An 18,807-nucleotide genomic window follows, 5' to 3' on the forward strand; every position below is an offset into this window, starting at 1 on the left:
ACGCTCTTCCGATCTGGATTAGACGAGAGGCGAGAGACGAGAGACGAGAGAATAATCATTGCGATGAGTGAAACAGAGCCTGCCACGAGCAAAGCGTGGTGGAAGCAATCTCTAACTAGAGCGTCATCTTGACACGAACGCGTCATCCTCGGAGCAACGCGGAGGGGATTCAGTGAAGTTTTTTTGCATTGTTATTCCGGCTTTATGCCGGAATCGCCTATATCGTGTTGCTATATATAGTTTTTCTCTATAGTCAATCTATTTACATCTAAATTTTTATATTTTATCCTTATAAGAGGAGTGCGAATGAGAAAGTTTGGAATGAATAACGTCATTGCGAGCATTGCGAAGCAATCTCTGCTTGCTATTTTCCTGTCTATAGCCCTTGTCGCTTGTGGTGACGATAGCAGTACTTCCTCGAATGACGATGATTCTTCACTGTCATCTTGGAGTTCCAAAGGAATGATTGGATCCAGTAGCAGAGCAAAGTCAAGCAGTAGCTCGGCAAAGTCTTCGTCTAGTTCACAAATAGGCTGCAAAACAGAAACGGAAGACATCTGCGAATACGGCGAGTTGGTTGATGACCGCGATGGTCAGACCTACAAAACCGTGAAAATTGGCGACCAGGTATGGATGGCAGAAAATCTGAATTACGAAGCTGACTCTAGTTTTTGTCACAATAATAAGGAAAGTAACTGCGCCAAGTACGGAAGGCTTTACAGGTGGCCTGCTGCGGTAGGTAAGTTGGAAAGCGAATGTGGCTATGGCTATACATGCTCTCTGCCGTCAGGAAATATTCAGGGTGTATGCCCCAATGGCTGGCATCTGCCGAGCAAGGCTGAATGGGAAACTTTGTTCAACGCAGCTGGTGGCTCATCAACCGCAGGGACAAAGCTCAAGTCTACATCTGGATGGAATCACAGTGGCGAGGGCTCGGATGCTTTCGGGTTCTCGGCGCTTCCTGCTGGCAACAGGGGCGACAATGGAATTTACGGTAGCGAGGGCGATGACGCGTTCTTCTGGAGTTCTACGGAGTACGGTAACAGTAGCGCGTACAACATGTACTTGTTCTACGGCCGCGACGATGTGTACCTGTGCTACGAGAGTAGTAAGCGCGTCGGGTACTCTGTCCGTTGTCTCCAGGACTAAACCACCGCTTTGCTTTTCCAGCGGCCGCTGCGCCAGCGCCAAATGTTGGCGAACGAACGGTAGAATTCGTCGGCGGCCATGCCAAGCCAAAGGCCGGGGAGCCCAAGCCCAACGACAAATGCAAGGATAAGCGAGGTGGCAAGGCCGAGCGTCCACATCATGCCACTACCCACGAGTGCCGGGAATTTGGAATCGCCTGCGGCACGGAGCGATGTGGTGACGATAAAGTTTACGGCTTTGAAGGGTTGCACGGCGACGTCGCACCAGAGGCAGATTTTGCCGAGGCGGAGGACTTCGGGATTGTCGGTGTAGAGCCTGAGCAGGTGCTCGCCGAGGAGGGCTACTGCGACGGATAGCAAGAATCCGCTGATTATGCCCACGGCGAGAGTTTGGTGAACACGGCGGTTTGCTTTTACGTAGTCATGTGCACCGACGAGGTGCGCTACGAGAATCTGGTTTCCGCTACCAAGGCCGACTCCGAGAATGACGGAGAGTGCAGCGAAGTTACCGGCGAACACGCGGGCGGTCATTGCGGTTGTGCCGATATAGACGACCATCGCGGTGATGAACACCTGGAAAAGCTGGAAACTGATGGGCTCTGCGGCGGCGGGGAGGCCGATGCGAATCCAGTCGGGCAACAGAACGCGGGTGCGTTTCCAGTCGCGGGTTTTGCTGTGGTGGTGCACTTTGAACTTGAGTACAAGCCAAAGGATGCCCGACGAAATGAGCCAGGAAAGTGCGGTTGCGAGGGCGACGCCGTGAACGCCCATTTTAGGGAGTCCGAAATATCCTTCGAGGAATACGACGTTCAAGGCGGCGTTTGTGGCGATTGTGAGTGTGTTGCCGATAAAGTTCCAAATGGTAAGGCCATGCGTCGCGATGAGGGCGGTGAGGATGGTTTGCAAGGCGCGGAAGGCGAATCCGAACGAAACGACGCTTAAAAATTGCGTGGCGTATTCAGCGGGGGCTTCGGTGAGTCCCATCCATTGCGGAATGTTCCCGGAAAGCGGATAGATGATGAGCGTGAGCGCGACGCCGAGAAGGATGCTCCCGAACAACACCAACGTTTGCGTACTGCTCGCGTGGCTGTTCTGCTTTGCTCCGATGTACTGCGAAACGATGCTTGCGCCGGATTGCGAGAAGGCGTGGAGGGCGGTGAAAAGCGCTCCGAGAATGGGGAGCATGGCTCCGACGCCCGCGGCTGCGGTTTCGGAAGTGCGCGACAAAAACCAGCTGTCCATCATGGGCTGGATCATGCTCACAGCAAACGTGAGGATTAGCGGCCACGAAAGGCTGATGAGCGAACGGTCTTTGACATCTACCTGTTTCATGTGTAAAAATCTAGAAACGGAAGACGGCGCGTCAAAGGGTCGTTTTTAATAAAATGTTTTCGACTGTATCCAGTGTTTTGGAACGAGGCGTGATTGCCCATTGTGGCGACCGCTTTTTGTCGTGGAGATGGGAAAATATGGGTGCCGGAGGGTATTAATTATGGTGATTACTTTGTTGTAATACATACTAAAATTGATATTTGGATGTCTTAGTATGTAAAAGCATGTGTGAATGAGGTTGAAAAACGGCTAAAACACGATGGTGCATGTTTTTTGATGCTGTTTTGAAGTGGTTTTGCCTCAAAAAACGGCCCTTCATGGACGTTTTTTACATACTAACTGCCTTGAATTGTTTTTTTAGTATGTATTTGTATAAAGTAATAAAAGCGCGGTTACATATTAAATGCAAAAAATGCTTCGTTTAGTATGTAAAATACGTTAAAAAAAGCCCGATTGAAGGTGCTTCCTTGCAAAATGAAGGCACTGCCCCGCAAAATGAAGGTGTTTCCCTGCAAAAAAGGATTTAGGCGTAGATTTTTAGCCCCGAATGGTTCTATTTTGCCTCGAGTTGTGCGGTCAGTTTTTTCCTTGCGTCGCGGCGGATGCCCGCTTCTTCGAAACGGCGAATTTCGTCTTCGGTTTCGGGGATGATGGAAGGAATGGGGGTCGGCTTTCCGTTTTCGTCAAGGGCGACAAACGTCATGTACGCATGGCAGATGACTTCGGGCTGCCACGAAATTTGCGGGTGAACGCCGACGACTTTGAGACCGACTTCTAATGAAGTGTTGAACACGCGGTTGACGGACGCTTTAATCGTGAGAATCGTGCCGACGGTTGCCGGCTTGAAAAAGCGTACATTGTCGATGGAAATCGTCGTGACTCTGCGCCTTGCGTGCGTGTAGGCGGCGATGCAGGCGGCTTTGTCGAGGAGCGACATCATGTGTCCGCCGAATACGAAATTGTAGGCGTTGACGTCGGAAGGGTGAACGATGTCGCGGGTTTCGACTTGAGATTGCTTGACTGTTTTTGCGTTTTCCATGCTAAAAAAATAAGTAATGTATTGGCGGTGCGGGGGCACGAATTTCTATATTCAGTGCATTATGGAAGAAAAAAAGACATATAGAGAAGTGATGCCGGGAGAACTCCCGTGTGAAGTTCCGGAATGCGATGGCGTGATGGTGGTCGATCCTGATAACAGCTACAAGCTCACCTGCGACAAATGCGGGCATATTAAAGAGTAGTGGATAGTAAACAGTGGTTAGTAAACAGGATGATAAAATGAAAAATTAAAAGTGAAAGATTAAAAATGGTAATTCGATTCTTAATTATTCATTTTTAATTTAATCCCGAACCATTAATCACTGTTTACTGCAAACTGCGACGAAGTCGCCATAACCACCAACCACTAATCACTAACCACTTTTATGTTTTTGTCTGATTTAAAGATTGAATACCCTGAGCTTCCCGTCGTTGAGCACAAGGACGAGTTTCTTGAGCTGTTGGAAAAACATCAGGTCATTATCGTCAAGGCCGATACGGGTTCCGGCAAGTCCACGCAGCTGCCGAAATTTTTGCTCGAGTGGTTCTTAGGAAAAGTAGACAGTAGGAAGTCGGAAGTAGGAAGTGACGCTGCATGTCATTCTGAGCGAAGTGAATGTCCAAAGACGAAAGACGAGAGAATTGCGGGAGAAGAACATCCTCTTGAGTCTCCTAAAACCTGTAACCTAAAACCTAATACCTGTTCTTTTAAAATCGGTGTGACGGAGCCGAGGCGTTTGGCGGCGATTTCGATTGCGGACCGCTTGCGTGAAGAACTCAAGGACGAGGAGCTTGTTTCGACGAAAATTCGCTTTTGGGAGCAGGGGACGAATGAAGCTCCTATCAAGGTGATGACAGATGGTATCTTGTTGCAGGAGTTCCGCAAGGATAGGTTGTTCCGGCAGTACAATGCTATCATGATTGACGAAGCGCATGAACGCTCGTTGAACATCGATATCTTGCTTGGCATTTTCAAGACTGTTCTCGCTCGTCGTCCTGATTTCAAGTTGATTGTCGCATCGGCAACGCTTGATGCAAAGCTTTTCGAAGAGTTTTACGACAACAGCTGCGTGATGGAGGCCGAAGGCCGCACATACCCCGTGGATGTGGAATATTATTTCGGCGGTTCGGCAGGCTCACCGACCTTCAGTTCCCTGAGCTTGTCGAAGGGAAATGAGTCGAAGGATTTCCGCGATATCTCCGGCAAGGGCGATTCGGGCTTGATCGAAGAAGCCCACGATGCAATTCTCGATTTGGAAACGCGGCATCGCGACCACTTGCTTTGCTTTTTACCGACGGAACGCGACATTCAGGACTTGATGGGCGAGCTTGCTCATGAACTGGATGCGGCAACTTTTGACGTGCTTCCGTTGTACGGACGCATGAGTCCTGACGAACAGCGCCGCATTTTCAAGCATACCGGCAAGACCCGCGTTGTCTTGGCGACGAACATTGCAGAAACGTCGCTTACGATTCCGGGCATTGCTTACGTTGTCGATACGGGTATGGCGCGTATCTCGCGATACAATGCGCAGGCGAGAATCCAGGGGCTTCCCGTTGAAGAAATTTCGAAAGCCAGCGCGCGGCAGCGCACTGGACGCGCGGGGCGCGTGAAGCCCGGCGTGTGCATTCGTCTTTACTCTCCCGAGAATTTTGAAAAGCGAGACGAATTCACGGAGCCTGAAATTCGCCGCAGCAATCTCGCGAACGTGGTGCTACAACTTCGCAGTCTCGGACTTGAACTCGAAAACTTCCCGTTCTTGCAATCGCCTCCGCATTCGGCATTCCGCGGTGCGTACAAGACGTTGTTTGAACTGGGTGCGCTCACCGCTGACAATTCTAGCGGTCATGTGACGAAGCTTGGTCGCGATATGACGCGCCTCCCGATGGACGTGGCGCTTTCGGCGGTGCTTTTGCGTGCTCGTGATTTGGGCGTTTTGCAGCCGGCGCTTATCGTGTGCTCGGCGCTTAGCATTCAGGACCCGCGTGTGGTGCCGAACGATGAGCCGGAACGCACCCGCATCCGTCAGCTGCACCGCAAATTCTGCGGCCACAAGAGCGACTTTCTCGTTTACGTTTCGATGTGGAATGCGTTCTGCACGGACTGGGACGGCAAGACTTGGAACAAACTCCGCAAGTTCTGCGATAAGAACAGCATGCATTTTTTGCGCTTGCGTGAATGGGTGGATTTGTACGAACAGTTCAGCCGCATTCTCGAAGTGAAATTTGAAAATAGAGTTTGTCCGTTCGATTCGTTCCATCGCGACAATTTGCACATTGCACTCCTCTCCGGATTCTTGGGCGGAATCGCCCACCGCGATATCGAAAACGGCTGTTACCGCTTGGTGAGCGGACGCGAAACGCATGTGTTCCCGGGCAGCGATTTGTACGCAAAGAGCGTGGAATGGCTTTTCAGTGCCGAAGTGCGTGAAACGAGCCGCACATTCCTTACGAAGGCTGCCGAAATCAAACCGGAATGGATTTTGCAAGTGGCCGAACCGTTCTGCACGCGTCGCTGGTTTGAACCGACGTGGAACAAGGAACGCGGATTTGTCGAAGCGGTTGAAGAAGTGAGTTTCCGCGGGCTTGTGATTAGCCGTGGCCATCGTATCGATTATGCACGTGTGAATCCCGAAGACTGCGCTCAGATTTTCTGGCGTGAAGCGGTGGTGATGGGCGAGGTGGCAAGACCCTTCCCATTCATGACGCACAACGATCGTGTCGTCGAAAATCTCCATGCGCTTGAAGCACGTAAACGCCAGTTCGGACTTGCTCCAAGCGAAGATGCCCTCGTAGAATACTACACGCGAATTGCAAGCAAAGTAAACTCCATCAAGACTCTCAAGGATTACATCCACGAACATACCGACCAGTTCCTCAAATTTGATGAAGCCTATTGGCTGGATTTATTGGACGAGAGAACGGGCGTTGCCCTACAGACGAAAGACGAGAGAGGGTTTTCTGGGAAACTTGGCGATTCTTGGAATAAGAAAAACCTAACACCTAAAACCTATGACCTAAAACCTGTTAATGGCGGTTCCATCGAGCATTTCCGCTTTGGCGACCGGGTTGTCTCTGGCGAGATGGTTTTTGATGCGACTCGCGATTGCGACGGTATCACGCTCAATTTGCCCTTTGATTTGCTCACGGAAATTTCTCCGGCAAAGTTTGCAATGTGCATCCAGCAGTGGCGCGAATGGATGATTGAATCGGTGATTCGCGAGATGCCTAAAACAGTCAAGAAATCGCTCGAAGCCAAACGCACCGCTATTGACGATGAGTTTTACGCAGCTCTTGAAAACTTTCCGCATAAAGCACCTCTCTTGCTGCTGTATGAAGTTTTTTCAAATACAAAGGAAATCCGCTCAGGTGCAAATGGCACAAACATTGATGTGCCGACGGTGAATCCCGACAAAGAAAATCATTTGCGTTTGCATTTGGTTGTTTCGAAGCCTGGCTTCCCGGAACCGTATAAACTCGAAATAAGCCCGGAATGGGGTTCTTACCGCATGTTCCTTGCGGTTCGCCCGGCGATTGTGACGTTTGGCATTGATTTTCCGCTTGAAAATATGCGTTTTGGCTGGCGACTTGGCGAGTCTGCTTTGATGGGTGCGGATGAATCGCGCTTTTGGCAATCTTTCCGCAAGCGAGTGGAGGGCGGACGTCTCGAAACTGCGGCTCATTCCGCACAACAAAACGTCCCTCTCTCCGAAGAGAAAAAGCAGCTTATTGCCGACCGCCTGAATTTACTTGAAATGGGCGGAGTCTTTGCCGATAACTTTGAAACAGCTCTCAAGATTTGGGTTGCAAAATCTTTGGCAGCGGATTGTCTTGATGCGACTCGCTGTGTACGTTTTACGGGGCTTGAATTCTCGCGCGGCAAAAAAATTCGCGACTTCAAGAGTCTTGCTGCAAACACCCGCAGCGAAGATGAAAAAATCCGCCTTTCGCTTGTGCGTGCCACGTATGAATCGGGCCTCGTCAGTGCTGATGCTTTTGTAAAATGTTGGAATTTGCTAAAAGATTTCAGCGTGAACATGCGAAATGCAAGCGGAAAACATTTAATCCAAAATAAAATAATCACAACAGTTCACTCTGCGTACCAAAAAGATTCTACTTTATTTGAACGGCTGCACGCTATTGCCGAAATACTAGGCTTCCCACTCCAGCTTGGCGACGCAAAAGATGTTCACGAAAAATCGACCGCTTCGACAAATGCGGAGCTTTCGGCTAATACTCTCCGCGAGTATTTCCGCCCGTTCCTCAAGGCTCGTTATCTCAAGGACCATGAACTCAAAAATGCCCGCGAACTTCTTGGAAAAATCGACCGCACTCCAACGGACGACAATGATTTCGCCGACCTTTACTTGCAGGCGAAGGCTACGCTTGAGGATTTTGAAATTCTCAGGTACAAGCGGAAAGGCGGCGATGTCGAAGATGTTGTGGAAGAAGACGCTTTGGTGAGGTTGAAAGGCCGTTTTGGTCGGCTCTAGATGGATTTAACTACTTTCTTTGCCGCGAATTTGCTAAATTTGTCGCAATGAAATTTCTTATCCGTATATTGTTCGCTCTTTGTGTATCGTTTTTTGTAGGTTGTGAGTCCGAAGACCCTGTTATTGTGACTGTGGGCGACTCCAAGTTGCACCAGTCCGAGATTTACACGTATGCTCCCGATTGGGATCGTTGGGGCGATAACGAACGTATTCTTTTTTTGCAGCACTGGATTGAAGAAGAGCTCGTCTATCAGCAGGCGGTAAAAAACGGTGCGTTGAAAGATTCCGCTTTAGTTCGCATGCTCGAACGTACAAAACGCAAGATTGTCGCGGATTACTACATGCAGACGTTCCTTGATACGATGATGGTGAGCGATGGTGAAAAAATTGACTTCTACCATAAAAACAAAAATTTGTTCTTGAATGGCAAAACTTCTGTTTCGGGAGCAATTCTTTCGTTTGCCGACTGGAAGTCCGCGGTTCTTTATTACAAGGAATTCAAGAATACCAAGTTTGAATCGATCCCGCCGAATCATCGGCTGATCAAGCGAATGAGAGAGTTTGACGGTGTCGATAAGACTCCGGACCCGTGCATGATTCCCTCTATTAGACATGTTGTGGTGGGGCGCATCACTCCGATGAAAGTGTGTGACGGTGCTGCAAAGATTGCTGTGGTCACGAGCCGCTTGGATTCTGCCGATGCACGTCCGCTTGACGAAGTGATTGAAGAAGTTTCTACGCATGCTTGGGTGGAGCATCAAAACGTTGTTTTAAAACGTCTCAAGGATGAATGGAAAACGGGAATTCCCATAATTACGAAGATGGATGTACTTAGTGAAAAGGAAAAATAATGATCAGTAATCGAATTGCCTCAGTAGTTTTTGCATTGTCTGTCGCTTGCTTTGCCGAACCTGTGTTGATGGAGGGCATTGCCGCTGTTGTTGATGGCAAGCCGATTATGCGTTCGGAGTTTATGAACAACCTTTACAGGTTCCAGGAGACGCCCGACGCTGCGAACATGACGGAACAGCAGCAGAAAGAAACGGTGCTGAACCGCTTGATTGAAGAAAAGGTTTTGCTCAGCCGCATTGACCGCGATTCGATTGTGATTACGGAAGCCGAAGTCGATCAGCGTGTGACGGCTCATCTCCAGTCTATTGCCGCAAGCCAGAAAATTGACATGGCTACTCTTGAAAAGGCGGTACGTGCGCAGCTCGGACTTTCGATGATACAGTATCGCGAACAGCTCGGCAAGCAAATTCGCAGCCACATGGAAATTTCCCGTGTGCGTCAGCTTCACGTGGGGGCGATTCATCCGACCAAAAAAGAGGTCGATTTGTTCTACAAGGATTACAAGGATTCCTTGCCGCGCCAGTTCAACTGCGTGTTGCTGAGCCACATCCAGATTCCTGTGAAGCCGGATACTGCGATTGTGGATTCTGTAAAGCATGTGGCCGAAGCATTGATTGATAGTCTCAACCTTGGCATCAAATTTGAACTTTTAGCACAACGCCATTCGCAGGACAGCTCTGCTGCAAAGGGCGGCGACCTCGGTTACTTTAAGCGTGGTCTCTTGGATCCGGCTTTCGAAAAGGCGATTGAACGTTTAAAGAACGGTCACTACGCATCGACTCCGGTCAAGACGGATTTGGGTTGGCACATTGCGCGTGTGCTTGGCCGTAAAGAAGACGGCGTGCGTTCTGCACAAATTCTGTTGCGCACGATTCCGACCGCGAAGGATACGGCTGCGGTTGTGGCTCTTGCCGATTCTCTCCGCAAGACGATTAAGACAAAAGAAGAATTTGCCAATGCGGCTAAGAAATTCAGTGAAGACAAGTCCAGCAACTTCCAGGGCGGTTTGCTTGGTTGGTTCCAGCGTAATGAAATGGAACCCGCTTATGTCGATCCAGTCGCAAATTTGAATGTGGGTGAAGTTTCAGAACCGGTCATCATTGATGGCGCTTACCACTTGTTCCGCTTGGACGATTCTCGCCAAGTCCGTGAACTCACGCTCGAAGAAGATTACGGCAAAATTGAGATGATGGCGGCAACGCATCTCGAAAACGAAAAGCTCCAGAAGCTTATCCAGAAATGGCGCAAGGAAGTTCTCGTCGAAATCAGAATGATGGATTAGTTCATGATTCATTTTACCCACGTCACGAAATCTTACGAAGCCAACTGGAAGGCGTTGAACAACGTCACGTTCCGCATTAATAAGGGCGAGTTTGTTTTCTTGACGGGCATTCCGGTGCCGGAAAATCGACGCTGCTTCGCTTAATTTATATGGACGAACGCCCGGACGAACAGCGTGGCGGTCAGGTAATGGTGAAGTTTTCGGACAACGTTTTGTACGATAGCAAGAACACTCCGGACGATAGAATCCAGGCACTCCGCCGCAAGATGGGAATTATTTTCCAGGACTTTAAACTTTTGCCGGACCGCAATGTTTTCGAGAATGTTGCACTTGCGCTTCGTATTGTGGGCACTCCGAGCAATAAGATTAATGCTGCGGTCTTTGACGCGCTTGCACTCGTCGGCATTAGCCAAAAGCGCTTTGCGATGCCTTACACGCTTTCGGGCGGTGAACAGCAGCGCGTAGCGATAGCCCGTGCGATGGTGCACAATCCGTACTTGCTTTTGGCGGATGAACCGACCGGTAACTTGGACCCGAAAAACGCTGAAGAAGTCTTCTGCATTTTCAAGGAAATCAACGCCCGCGGCACGACCATCCTCATGGCAACGCATAACCCGGACTTTTATCTGAACAGCCCCTTCCGCCGTTTGGAACTCAGCCACGGCGAACTCTTGAACAGAGATATTCTTTAGATTGTATCTTGTGTGAATGTTTTGGAGGGGATAATTTATGCGTTGGCTAGTGATTCTATGCGGTTTGGCGCTTTTCTATTCCCACACCTTTGCTGATAGCTTCTTTTTTGGAGGTGAAGGTACAGGGTGGACTGATCATGTCAATGATAAAGCGGTTTATAATGAAGATTGTAGTATGACCTTGGAAGGGGGAATTCCGGTTGGGAAAAATCTTTATCTGAATGCTGATGTTTTTAGTTACCACATGATTTCGGATAGAAGTGATACGAGTCATTTTGACCATAGAGTATCAGGAATAAACTCGTTTGTTTCTTTTGCTTTCCTTCCGTTTGTTGTGTTGCGTGGTGAAGGCCACCATGATGACGATATTCTGATGAATAGTTTTTTTTGGACGTTGTTCTTGTTGAATCCGACCGTGGAATATTTCTTTTGGAAGGGCTGGGTCCCTGTATCGGTGAGTGCGGGCTATAAGATGGATTGGTTTGCTTTTAGTCCCGGTCGTAAATTCTATTTCAGGCCACATGCCGATTTGAACATTAATTTGATGATTTTAAGAGTTTCTGCATCGTATGCTTATGTGGTTACGAATACATACGAACTTAAAAGGGGACCGCGATTTTATTTGAAAGTTTATTTGGGGTGGGTGGATCGAGATTTTAGTGATTCAAAATTTTAAATAACATGTTTTCTTAAATGCAAAAAGACCGGCTCACCACCGGCTTGTTTTTTTACACTGTCACCCCGGATTTATTCCGGGGCCTCCTTTTGGGGCTTCGTCATTCTGAGAGACCGTAGGCCTCGAAGAATCTAGTCACAGTTATTAATTTAACTAGATCCCTCATTGCATTCGGGATGACAGCTTACCATTCCGTTGTCATCCTGAGCTGCGCGAAGGATCCATGAATTCCCTAGAACAAGCTTGGATCTTCTTGCGTGTTGTCGCTGGCGTCGCCGCTTCCGTCGCTAAACGGGTCTGCCGGCGAAATACGGCTCACGCGCTTGATCTTCTTGGCGGTGAACTTGCTTCCGAGAGCCTTGTAGCCCTTGACTTCCGCAATTTCCGTCAAGTCAAGTTCTTCTTTTTGCACTTCGCGACCGACCTGGTATTCCATCAGTTCTCGGGCGTCATCAGTTGCAAAGAGTTCGATGAGCTTCGTGTCCTTGTGGTCGGAAACCACGCTGAATTCCGTTGTCATGGGGCAGCCTTCGAGGTTGAAGCGCTTGACCATGTAGTTGTAATTCGAGCCTTCGAAGTAGAGTACCGTAAAGACCTGTGCCGGATCGTACTTGTGCAGGTACTTGATGCCCGAACCCACGAGAATCGGGTCCGCCATGTTGTGCACGCGGGCGCTACCGTCTTGCTTGATAATCAAAAGCTTGTCGTTTTCACCGAATTCACCGAGGCAATCGCCCTTCTTCTGTGTCGAAACGATACCGCTCGGAGCATCGAAGTAAAGCACTCTTGCGCCAAGTGTCGAAACGCCCTTGCGCAGCCTCTTGACCGTCTTAATCGGGTACTTTGAAACGATATTGCCAATCGCGCCACGTCCCTTGACTTCGACTTCGCTAAAATCGACTTCAAAATTCAGCTTGATACGCGGACGCGGCTTCAAGATGACTTCCACGACTTCAGCTTCGCCGTTCATGTTGCTCGACATGTAAAGGATCTTGCTACCGGGCTTGTTCTTGCCCATGTAGTAATCCTTGTCGCGAGTCACGCCGCCGACGTTGAAGCGCTTGATGTAAGCGTAGCCGTCCTTGCCGTCCTGGTGGATGACGTTATAGATATGGCGTTCGTCGTCCTTGTTGAACTTTTCGACCAAGATAATGTCTTTCCCGACAAAGTCCTTGTCGCTGACCTTCACGACCTTGAAGCTGCCGTCGGCCTTGAACACGATCAAGTCATCGTATTCCGACACATCGAAGAGGTATTCTTCCTTCTTCATGCCCGTGCCTACGAAACCTTCCTTGCGGTTCACGTAAAGCTTCTGGTTTGCAAGCGCCACGTGTACGGCGTTCACCTTACCAAATTCGGCAATCTGCGTGCGGCGTTCCTTGCCTTCGCCGTACTTCTTCAAGATGTTCTTGAAGTGGTTCACAGCGTAATCGATAATGTGTTCCTGGTTGTACTTGCAGGTCGCGATGCTCTCTTCGAGCTCCTTCAAGAGCTGGTCTGCCTTTTCGCGGTCGTAATGGCTTATACGGCGGATCGGAATTTCAATCAACTTGCCGATTTCTTCGTCTGTAACCTCTTTGCGGTGCAGACGCTTGAGGTACGGCGTAAGCCCTTCGCGAACGAGGCGGATAATTTGTTCACGGTCCTTCGCCTTCTTGATGACCTCATAGACTTCCTTCTCGATGAATATTTTTTCGAGCGTGGTCATGTGCCACTTGTCTTCGAGGTGCTTGAGTTCGTTGGCGAGTTCCCATTCCAAAAGCTTCACGGTGTGTTCCGTGTTGAGCTTCAAGATGTCCGAGACGCCCACAAATTTCGGGTGCTTGTCGATAATGACGCAAGTGCACGGAGAGAGCGACTTTTCGCAGTCCGTAAACGCATAAAGTGCGTCAATGGCCACCTGCGGGTCCGTCCCCGGCTGCAAGTGCACCAAGATTTCAACGCCCTGGCTCGTGTTGTCATCCACGTGCTTGATCTTGATTTTGCCCTTGTCGTTTGCTTTGACAATGCTTTCAATCAAGCTCACGGTCGTGGTGCCGTATGGAATTTCGCGGATGGCGAGCGTCTTGTTATCGACCTTTTCAATCTTCGCGCGGACCTTGACCTTGCCCCCGCGTTGACCGTCGTTGTAGTCCGACACGTCGATAATGCCGCCCGTGAAAAAGTCCGGGTAAAGCGTAAACTTCTTGCCGCGCAGGCAGGCAATGCTAGCCTCGCAGAGCTCGCGGAAGTTGTGGGGGAGGATGGAAGTCGAGAGACCGACAGCAATACCATCGACGCCCTGAGCCAAAAGCAACGGGAACTTGACTGGGAGTGTGACCGGTTCTTCGCTACGGCCATCGTAACTCGGGATCCATTCCGTCGTTTCGGGGTTGAACACGACATCGACAGCGAACGGCGTGAGGCGGCCTTCGATATAACGGGGGGCTGCAGCGCGGTCGCCCGTGTAGGGATTGCCCCAGTTACCTTGGGTGTCGATGAGCAAATTCTTCTGGCCGAGGCCCACAAGTGCATCGCCGATGGAGGCGTCACCATGCGGGTGGTAAGCCATCGTTCGACCGACAATCGTCGCCACCTTCTGGTAGCGTCCGTCGTGGTTTTCGAACATGGAATGCAAAATACGGCGCTGAACAGGCTTCAGGCCATCTTCAAAATACGGGACCGCACGGTCCAAAATCACATAGCTGGCGTAATCGAGGAACCAGCCGTCATAAAGTCGTTCTAGGTGGTTGACGTTAGATAAACCTAGTGTTGTATCTGGAGTTTCTTGATTCATGGCTCGAAATGTAGTAAAATTTTTTCGCGAAGAAAAAATTTAGTGCTCATTAGTGCAAAAATAGGGCGTTCCCCGGCTTACGCCGGGTCGGGCTGTCGCGCTATCAGCTCGCTTGCTCGCTGTTCGTTAAGCCTCGCTACGCGAGTCCTAACCCTTGCGGGCTTCCATCCCTAACGCAAATGCTTGTTGATTTTGCAATCAACCGATTGCACGCTACGGCTCATTCCTGTTTTATCATTATAATCAGTTGAAAAACAAAGCCCGCCATAAGGCGGGCTGAATTCATCGGACGTTAAAACAGTTCAGAGAAAGTCACAGTGCCGTTAAGGTATCGGTGGACCAATGTTTTGATGAGTGTCTGGTAGTTTACCCCCATCCGTGCAGCCTTGGCTTTGATGCCCTCGATGTCCTCGCAGTCCATGCGGATAGACACCATACGGGCTTTGTTCTCGGATCGGGTCTTTGCTGCCGCTATGACCTTGGACATCGCTCCAGGGCCGGAAAAAGATAGGCCATTAGTCTTCGCCCATTCATGTTCCGCATCAGCTTCGGCTTCCGTCATATTCTCGTAGTGCTTGGCGATTTTAATTTCTTTTTCGGTAAGTCCTTTGTACATTGGTTACCTCCTTGGATAGCAGGTGATAAGTGTTTCCGTTTCCCAGTTAAAAACGAAACACCATTTTTTCCCGTTGATTGTCTTTGTCACGATTATGGCGGATTCGTCAACTTCGGACGCGTCGTAAGATTCCCAATCCTCGGCATCGAAAGCATTTCGGATAACATCTTCGGGAATATTCCGTTCCGCCATCCTTTTAGCTGCATGTTCGCTTATTTTTATGTTCATACATAATATACTCTATTGTATTGACTTTGTCAATACGATTTAGAGTTTTGACTATAAATCGGGAACGCCCCCGTATGGCGATAGAGAAACTTTCCCTACCATTATATATACACGCATTAACGAGACGTTTGGACTGGCTTTTTACTGTAAAATTTTGCAATCAACTGCCTGCACGCTACGGCTCATTCCTGTTTTATCATTATAATCAGTTGAAAAACAAAGCCCGCCATAAGTCGGGCTGAATTCATCGGATGTTAAAACAGTTCAGAGAAAGATGTGAACCCCATTCCGGGGGTTGCCTTACACGGTTCTAGTCGCAGATACTGCACAGATTGCTTTCCCCTAACCGCTGCATGCTGCATCTTTGCCACACGGATTCGAAATGCCTAACGGCATTTCATGGTGATTGAAATCGTATATACGGTTTTAATCACAGCTACGGCACCTATCACATTGTCACCCCGGACCCCGTTCCGGGGCCAGCTTACACGGCACCCATCGCAGTCACTTTATCTATCGTATGCCTCTATTCTCATTATTTGCCACATGGATAGCATTAAATTACTAGAAAGAAAAAACGTTAGTTTTTTCACAATCCGTGTGGCATCATTACACAGTTCTATTTGCAGATACGTTTCCCATCGCATACACGGCACCGATTGCTTACACGGTTCTAATCGCAATTGATGGTCAGATCTTGCAACATAAATACTACAACCGCTTTACAAACGCAACTTTTTGTGGTATATTTAGGAGTATGAGCACCGTGGTCACAAATATTCGAATTGATAAAGAGCTTAAGGCTCAGGCAACAGAACTCTTCAATGACTTGGGACTGACTCTTTCCCAGGCGTTTACCGTTTTTCTGAAACAGGCCATTTTGCACCACGGCTTGCCGTTTGCTGTTACTAGACCTCCGTCCAAAGAACTCCTCGAAGCAATAAAGGAAGGCGAAGAACTCGCTCACGATCCTAACGCCAAGACGTATGCGTCGTTTGATGAATTGCTTGATGAGTTGGATATAAAGGTATGAGTTCTAAAGACGGGTTCAAGTATAATTTACGGATTACAAACCGCTTCAAGAAACATCTTAAACTAATTGCCAAAAGAAACTTGGACAACGTTAGAAAAATCAGAGATGTTGTGAATTTGTTGCAAAAAGGTGAATCTCTTGACGCACGATTTAAGGATCACGCATTAGTAGGGAATTGGATTGGCCACAGAGAATGCCATGTTCTACCGGATCTTTTGCTCATCTACAAAATTGAAGATGACATTCTGATTCTTGAGTTAGTAGATACCGGAACGCATTCCGACCTTTACAAGAAATAGGGGTGGGATGAAAAACTCGCCTTTCTACCTCACGACTCTAACGCTCTTCATCTTGCCTGTGATGCGGTTCCGCAAGAAATAGATTCCCGATGGTTTCGCGGCATTGGCGGACTTGAACTTGGCGGCGGCATCTTCAAAGCCGTATGCCGAAAGCCTTCCCAAGCGTACTCCTTGCACATCAAATATGTCGTAATTCTGGAGCGTGTTCTGCTCTAGGCGAAGCTTGCTGCCGAAATTTCTGCCATTATCGCCAATGCCTTCCGGTTTTTCCAAAGCGATTGAATCTAACGAGTCTAGCGGGTGTGTCGGAATGCCCAGGGGCCACATGTTCTTGCTGTCTGCCCAGTGCTTAATGAAATATTGTTCAAGCCAGTCCATAGCGGGGCGATTATTTCCATTTTTGATGAGGCCTGTATTTGTGGGGCTCATCCGCGGCGTTTCCCCGTAAATGTAGCCCCAGAGAGTGACTCCCGCAACATATTCCGATTCCATGAAAACGGGAATATGTTCTGCAAAGCAAGCCTTCTGAAGGTTGTCATCATCCGTACCGATGCTGTATTCTGTAATGAACAAGGGAATCTTTATCTTGTCGTAAATTTTTTGAATGCCGTCCCGTATTGTACTCCCGGCAATGCACTTTATCTCAGGGCCTGAACCTTGGATCATCCAGTTTGCTGCCTGCAATCCAAATGCATCGATAGCCGCATTTTGTTCTTGAAGTTTCAGAATGAGATTAACCGTCGGATCGTTTTCCCAACGCATTTCGTCATAATCGTTGTAAATCAATGTAGCGTAAGGCCAGCGTTTACGAGCCATATTGAAGGCCGTGGCCACAAACTTGTAGTCGCCATCGTCGCCGCCGAGAGCCTCAATTACGTTGTTGTAGGCTTCAAATCCGGAATGATAGTGACCTGTGCTATTACGGACGGCTCCATCGACAACTTCAATCTGGTAAATTTCGGGATAATGCTTGGCAACGGCGTCAAACCAAGCCGTAATGGCTTCCTTGGTTTCGTTCACGTCGAGCCCATTCAGCCAATGTGGCAAATGCGTCCCTTTCAGCAGATTGCGGAACTTGAAGGGCATGCGAGTATCCCATCGATTTAAAACAGTCCACTGATGAACGGCATCGCATTTTGAAAAATCGTAATTGCCGCGTTCCTTTTCGACGGCAATCCATGTACACGCGTTGTCCGTAGTAATTTCATTCCAGTAGTCCTCATAATCTTCGGGAATGGATTGACCATCGACAATGACATTACCTAGACGTTTTTCTGCACCGTTGGCAAGGCCTAGCATATAGCGACGAACTCTCGAATCCTTGAAATATTCCTTGAGCCAAGTCATTGCCGGGCGGTCAACGCCGTTTTTAATAAGGCCGGAATTACCCTCCTCCAACCAAGTTTTGCCGTAAATGTAGCCCCAAAGGGTAATGCCCTTCACGTATTCTGTTTCCATCAAGAGCGGAATATGCTCTATGTAGCACTTTTTCTGAAGATTATCGTCCTTGTCTCCGACATCGTATTGTGTAATGTATATGGGTAGGCCCGTTTGTTCGTGTGCATCGTTAAGTGCGCGTTTGAGGACGGAGAAATGCAAGCACTTGCGTTTGCCGCTCCCTTGTGTGGTTGTTTCGTGAAACTGCATTCCAAAGGCATCAATTGGCGCACCCTGGGCCTTGATTTTCTTAACAAGGTCTATGGCTTGCTCCTTATTCCATTGGATTGTATTGTAGTCATTGTAAATTAGGATGGCTTTGGGCCAGCGTTCACGTGCCATTTTGAATGCCGTGACCACGAATTCGTAGTTTCCGCTATCGCCGCCAAGGGCTTCAACCAGATTGCTGTTGGTATATCCAGAGTGATAGTTGTTGTTGTTGATTTTGACGGCTTCGTTTACCACTTCAATCATTTCGAGGTCGGGATAACGTTCTTTAACCGCATCAATCCAATCAGTCCAAGCTTTTTTTGTTTCGCTAGCGTCGAGAGTCTTTCCCAACCACTGCGGCTTTTGGGAACCCCACAACAGGGTGTGAAACGAGAAAATAGCCTTGTTCTTTCTTGCCCAGTTATAGGCGAGGTCGCAACCCGTCCAGTCGTACTCACCACGTGTTTTTTCGACATAGCCCCAAACGCACCCGTTCTCGGCAGTAATCTGGTTCCAGTAGGTGCCAAAATCTTCGGGGATTTCGCCAAAAACGGGAATGTTGCCGAGGAACTTGGACGCGCTGTCGGCCAAGGCCGCAAACGAAAAAGTTGATGACGCAAGGACAAATGTCAAGGCCTTAAATATTTTTGAAAACATACTCATTGCGACCCCTTATTTTTTTTAGGCTACAGCAC

The 18,807-nt window shown here is 48.8% G+C and carries 16 protein-coding genes; 10 read left to right on the plus strand and 6 right to left on the minus strand.

Translation table 11 applies throughout. The features are described 5' to 3' along the window. The first annotated feature begins 306 nt into the window (after positions 1–306). Complete coding sequence (locus IKG78_RS00965) at positions 307–1,149, plus strand: fibrobacter succinogenes major paralogous domain-containing protein (protein WP_290938212.1); 843 nt, start codon at positions 307–309, stop codon at positions 1,147–1,149. On the opposite strand, the gene IKG78_RS00970 is transcribed toward IKG78_RS00965, so the two are convergent. Beyond that, complete coding sequence (locus tag IKG78_RS00970) at positions 1,146–2,480, minus strand: MATE family efflux transporter (protein WP_290938214.1); 1,335 nt, start codon at positions 2,478–2,480, stop codon at positions 1,146–1,148. The two genes, IKG78_RS00965 and IKG78_RS00970, sit on opposite strands and share 4 nt — an antisense overlap. Before the next feature lie 553 nt (positions 2,481–3,033). Then, complete coding sequence (locus tag IKG78_RS00975; RefSeq protein WP_290938216.1) at positions 3,034–3,519, minus strand: acyl-CoA thioesterase; 486 nt, start codon at positions 3,517–3,519, stop codon at positions 3,034–3,036. Between the two features lie 61 nt (positions 3,520–3,580). On the opposite strand from IKG78_RS00975, the gene IKG78_RS00980 reads away from it, so the two are divergent. The 7 genes from IKG78_RS00980 (at position 3,581) to IKG78_RS01010 (ending at position 11,513) form a co-directional block, all read left to right on the plus strand. Then, on the plus strand, positions 3,581–3,721 hold the full coding sequence (locus IKG78_RS00980) for a hypothetical protein (RefSeq protein WP_012820363.1): 141 nt from the start codon (positions 3,581–3,583) through the stop codon (positions 3,719–3,721). A 183-nt stretch (positions 3,722–3,904) separates the two neighbouring features. Then, positions 3,905–8,011 (plus strand): DUF3418 domain-containing protein, encoded by a 4,107-nt coding sequence (locus tag IKG78_RS00985; RefSeq protein WP_290938218.1) that lies wholly within the window; start codon positions 3,905–3,907, stop codon positions 8,009–8,011. Between the two features lie 47 nt (positions 8,012–8,058). Further along, the gene (locus tag IKG78_RS00990; protein WP_290938221.1) at positions 8,059–8,862 is read left to right on the plus strand and encodes a hypothetical protein; all 804 of its coding nucleotides are present in this window, start codon (positions 8,059–8,061) and stop codon (positions 8,860–8,862) included. Beyond that, a complete protein-coding gene (locus IKG78_RS00995) occupies positions 8,862–10,145 on the plus strand; it encodes a peptidylprolyl isomerase (RefSeq protein ID WP_290938223.1) in 1,284 nt (427 codons plus the stop codon). Before IKG78_RS00990 ends, IKG78_RS00995 begins: the two co-directional genes overlap by 1 nt. A gap of 3 nt (positions 10,146–10,148) precedes the next feature. Continuing rightward, positions 10,149–10,289: a hypothetical protein gene (locus IKG78_RS01000; RefSeq protein WP_290938225.1), complete on the plus strand. Its 141-nt coding sequence runs from the start codon at positions 10,149–10,151 to the stop codon at positions 10,287–10,289. Continuing rightward, positions 10,289–10,837: an ATP-binding cassette domain-containing protein gene (locus tag IKG78_RS01005; protein WP_290938380.1), complete on the plus strand. Its 549-nt coding sequence runs from the start codon at positions 10,289–10,291 to the stop codon at positions 10,835–10,837. The genes IKG78_RS01000 and IKG78_RS01005 overlap by 1 nt, the downstream gene beginning before the upstream one ends. Before the next feature lie 37 nt (positions 10,838–10,874). Then, positions 10,875–11,513, plus strand: coding sequence for a hypothetical protein (locus IKG78_RS01010; protein WP_290938227.1), 639 nt, complete (start codon positions 10,875–10,877; stop codon positions 11,511–11,513). A gap of 232 nt (positions 11,514–11,745) precedes the next feature. On the opposite strand, the gene IKG78_RS01015 is transcribed toward IKG78_RS01010, so the two are convergent. The 3 genes from IKG78_RS01015 to IKG78_RS01025 all read right to left on the minus strand — a co-directional run bounded on the left by IKG78_RS01015 (position 11,746) and on the right by IKG78_RS01025 (position 15,133). Further along, positions 11,746–14,289 carry a DNA gyrase/topoisomerase IV subunit A gene (locus IKG78_RS01015; RefSeq protein ID WP_290938229.1) on the minus strand — a complete coding sequence of 848 codons (2,544 nt, stop codon included), beginning with the start codon at positions 14,287–14,289 and terminating at the stop codon, positions 11,746–11,748. A 292-nt stretch (positions 14,290–14,581) separates the two neighbouring features. Beyond that, positions 14,582–14,905 carry a hypothetical protein gene (locus IKG78_RS01020; RefSeq protein WP_290938231.1) on the minus strand — a complete coding sequence of 108 codons (324 nt, stop codon included), beginning with the start codon at positions 14,903–14,905 and terminating at the stop codon, positions 14,582–14,584. A 3-nt stretch (positions 14,906–14,908) separates the two neighbouring features. Next, a complete protein-coding gene (locus IKG78_RS01025) occupies positions 14,909–15,133 on the minus strand; it encodes a DUF4258 domain-containing protein (protein ID WP_290938233.1) in 225 nt (74 codons plus the stop codon). 757 nt (positions 15,134–15,890) lie between these two features. Between IKG78_RS01025 and IKG78_RS01030 the strand changes: the two genes are divergently transcribed. Together IKG78_RS01030 and IKG78_RS01035 are read left to right on the plus strand one after the other, a co-directional pair. Then, entirely contained in the window at positions 15,891–16,166 is a 276-nt protein-coding gene (locus tag IKG78_RS01030) for a type II toxin-antitoxin system RelB/DinJ family antitoxin (RefSeq protein ID WP_072826768.1), read from the plus strand. After that, positions 16,163–16,465, plus strand: coding sequence for a type II toxin-antitoxin system YafQ family toxin (locus IKG78_RS01035; RefSeq protein WP_290938235.1), 303 nt, complete (start codon positions 16,163–16,165; stop codon positions 16,463–16,465). Before IKG78_RS01030 ends, IKG78_RS01035 begins: the two co-directional genes overlap by 4 nt. A gap of 24 nt (positions 16,466–16,489) precedes the next feature. On the opposite strand, the gene IKG78_RS01040 is transcribed toward IKG78_RS01035, so the two are convergent. Next, a complete protein-coding gene (locus IKG78_RS01040; RefSeq protein ID WP_290938237.1) occupies positions 16,490–18,775 on the minus strand; it encodes an endo-1,4-beta-xylanase in 2,286 nt (761 codons plus the stop codon). Positions 18,776–18,807 lie beyond the last annotated feature (32 nt).

Origin of the sequence: Fibrobacter sp. (genome assembly GCF_017545445.1) — a bacterium.
Lineage (GTDB): Bacteria > Fibrobacterota > Fibrobacteria > Fibrobacterales > Fibrobacteraceae > Fibrobacter.

Excerpts from the sequence above, each read along its gene's own strand:
- IKG78_RS00970 (WP_290938214.1), bottom strand. The coding sequence starts at position 2,480 with ATGAAACAGGTAGATGTCAAAGACCGTTCGCTCATCAGCCTTTCGTGG.
- IKG78_RS01030 (WP_072826768.1), top strand. The coding sequence starts at position 15,891 with ATGAGCACCGTGGTCACAAATATTCGAATTGATAAAGAGCTTAAGGCT.
- IKG78_RS00980 (WP_012820363.1), top strand. The coding sequence starts at position 3,581 with ATGGAAGAAAAAAAGACATATAGAGAAGTGATGCCGGGAGAACTCCCG.
- IKG78_RS01015 (WP_290938229.1), bottom strand. The coding sequence starts at position 14,289 with ATGAATCAAGAAACTCCAGATACAACACTAGGTTTATCTAACGTCAAC.
- IKG78_RS01000 (WP_290938225.1), top strand. The coding sequence starts at position 10,149 with ATGATTCATTTTACCCACGTCACGAAATCTTACGAAGCCAACTGGAAG.
- IKG78_RS00995 (WP_290938223.1), top strand. The coding sequence starts at position 8,862 with ATGATCAGTAATCGAATTGCCTCAGTAGTTTTTGCATTGTCTGTCGCT.
- IKG78_RS01010 (WP_290938227.1), top strand. The coding sequence starts at position 10,875 with ATGCGTTGGCTAGTGATTCTATGCGGTTTGGCGCTTTTCTATTCCCAC.
- IKG78_RS00990 (WP_290938221.1), top strand. The coding sequence starts at position 8,059 with ATGAAATTTCTTATCCGTATATTGTTCGCTCTTTGTGTATCGTTTTTT.
- IKG78_RS01040 (WP_290938237.1), bottom strand. The coding sequence starts at position 18,775 with ATGAGTATGTTTTCAAAAATATTTAAGGCCTTGACATTTGTCCTTGCG.
- IKG78_RS00965 (WP_290938212.1), top strand. The coding sequence starts at position 307 with ATGAGAAAGTTTGGAATGAATAACGTCATTGCGAGCATTGCGAAGCAA.
- IKG78_RS01035 (WP_290938235.1), top strand. The coding sequence starts at position 16,163 with ATGAGTTCTAAAGACGGGTTCAAGTATAATTTACGGATTACAAACCGC.
- IKG78_RS01020 (WP_290938231.1), bottom strand. The coding sequence starts at position 14,905 with ATGTACAAAGGACTTACCGAAAAAGAAATTAAAATCGCCAAGCACTAC.
- IKG78_RS01025 (WP_290938233.1), bottom strand. The coding sequence starts at position 15,133 with ATGAACATAAAAATAAGCGAACATGCAGCTAAAAGGATGGCGGAACGG.
- IKG78_RS00985 (WP_290938218.1), top strand. The coding sequence starts at position 3,905 with ATGTTTTTGTCTGATTTAAAGATTGAATACCCTGAGCTTCCCGTCGTT.
- IKG78_RS00975 (WP_290938216.1), bottom strand. The coding sequence starts at position 3,519 with ATGGAAAACGCAAAAACAGTCAAGCAATCTCAAGTCGAAACCCGCGAC.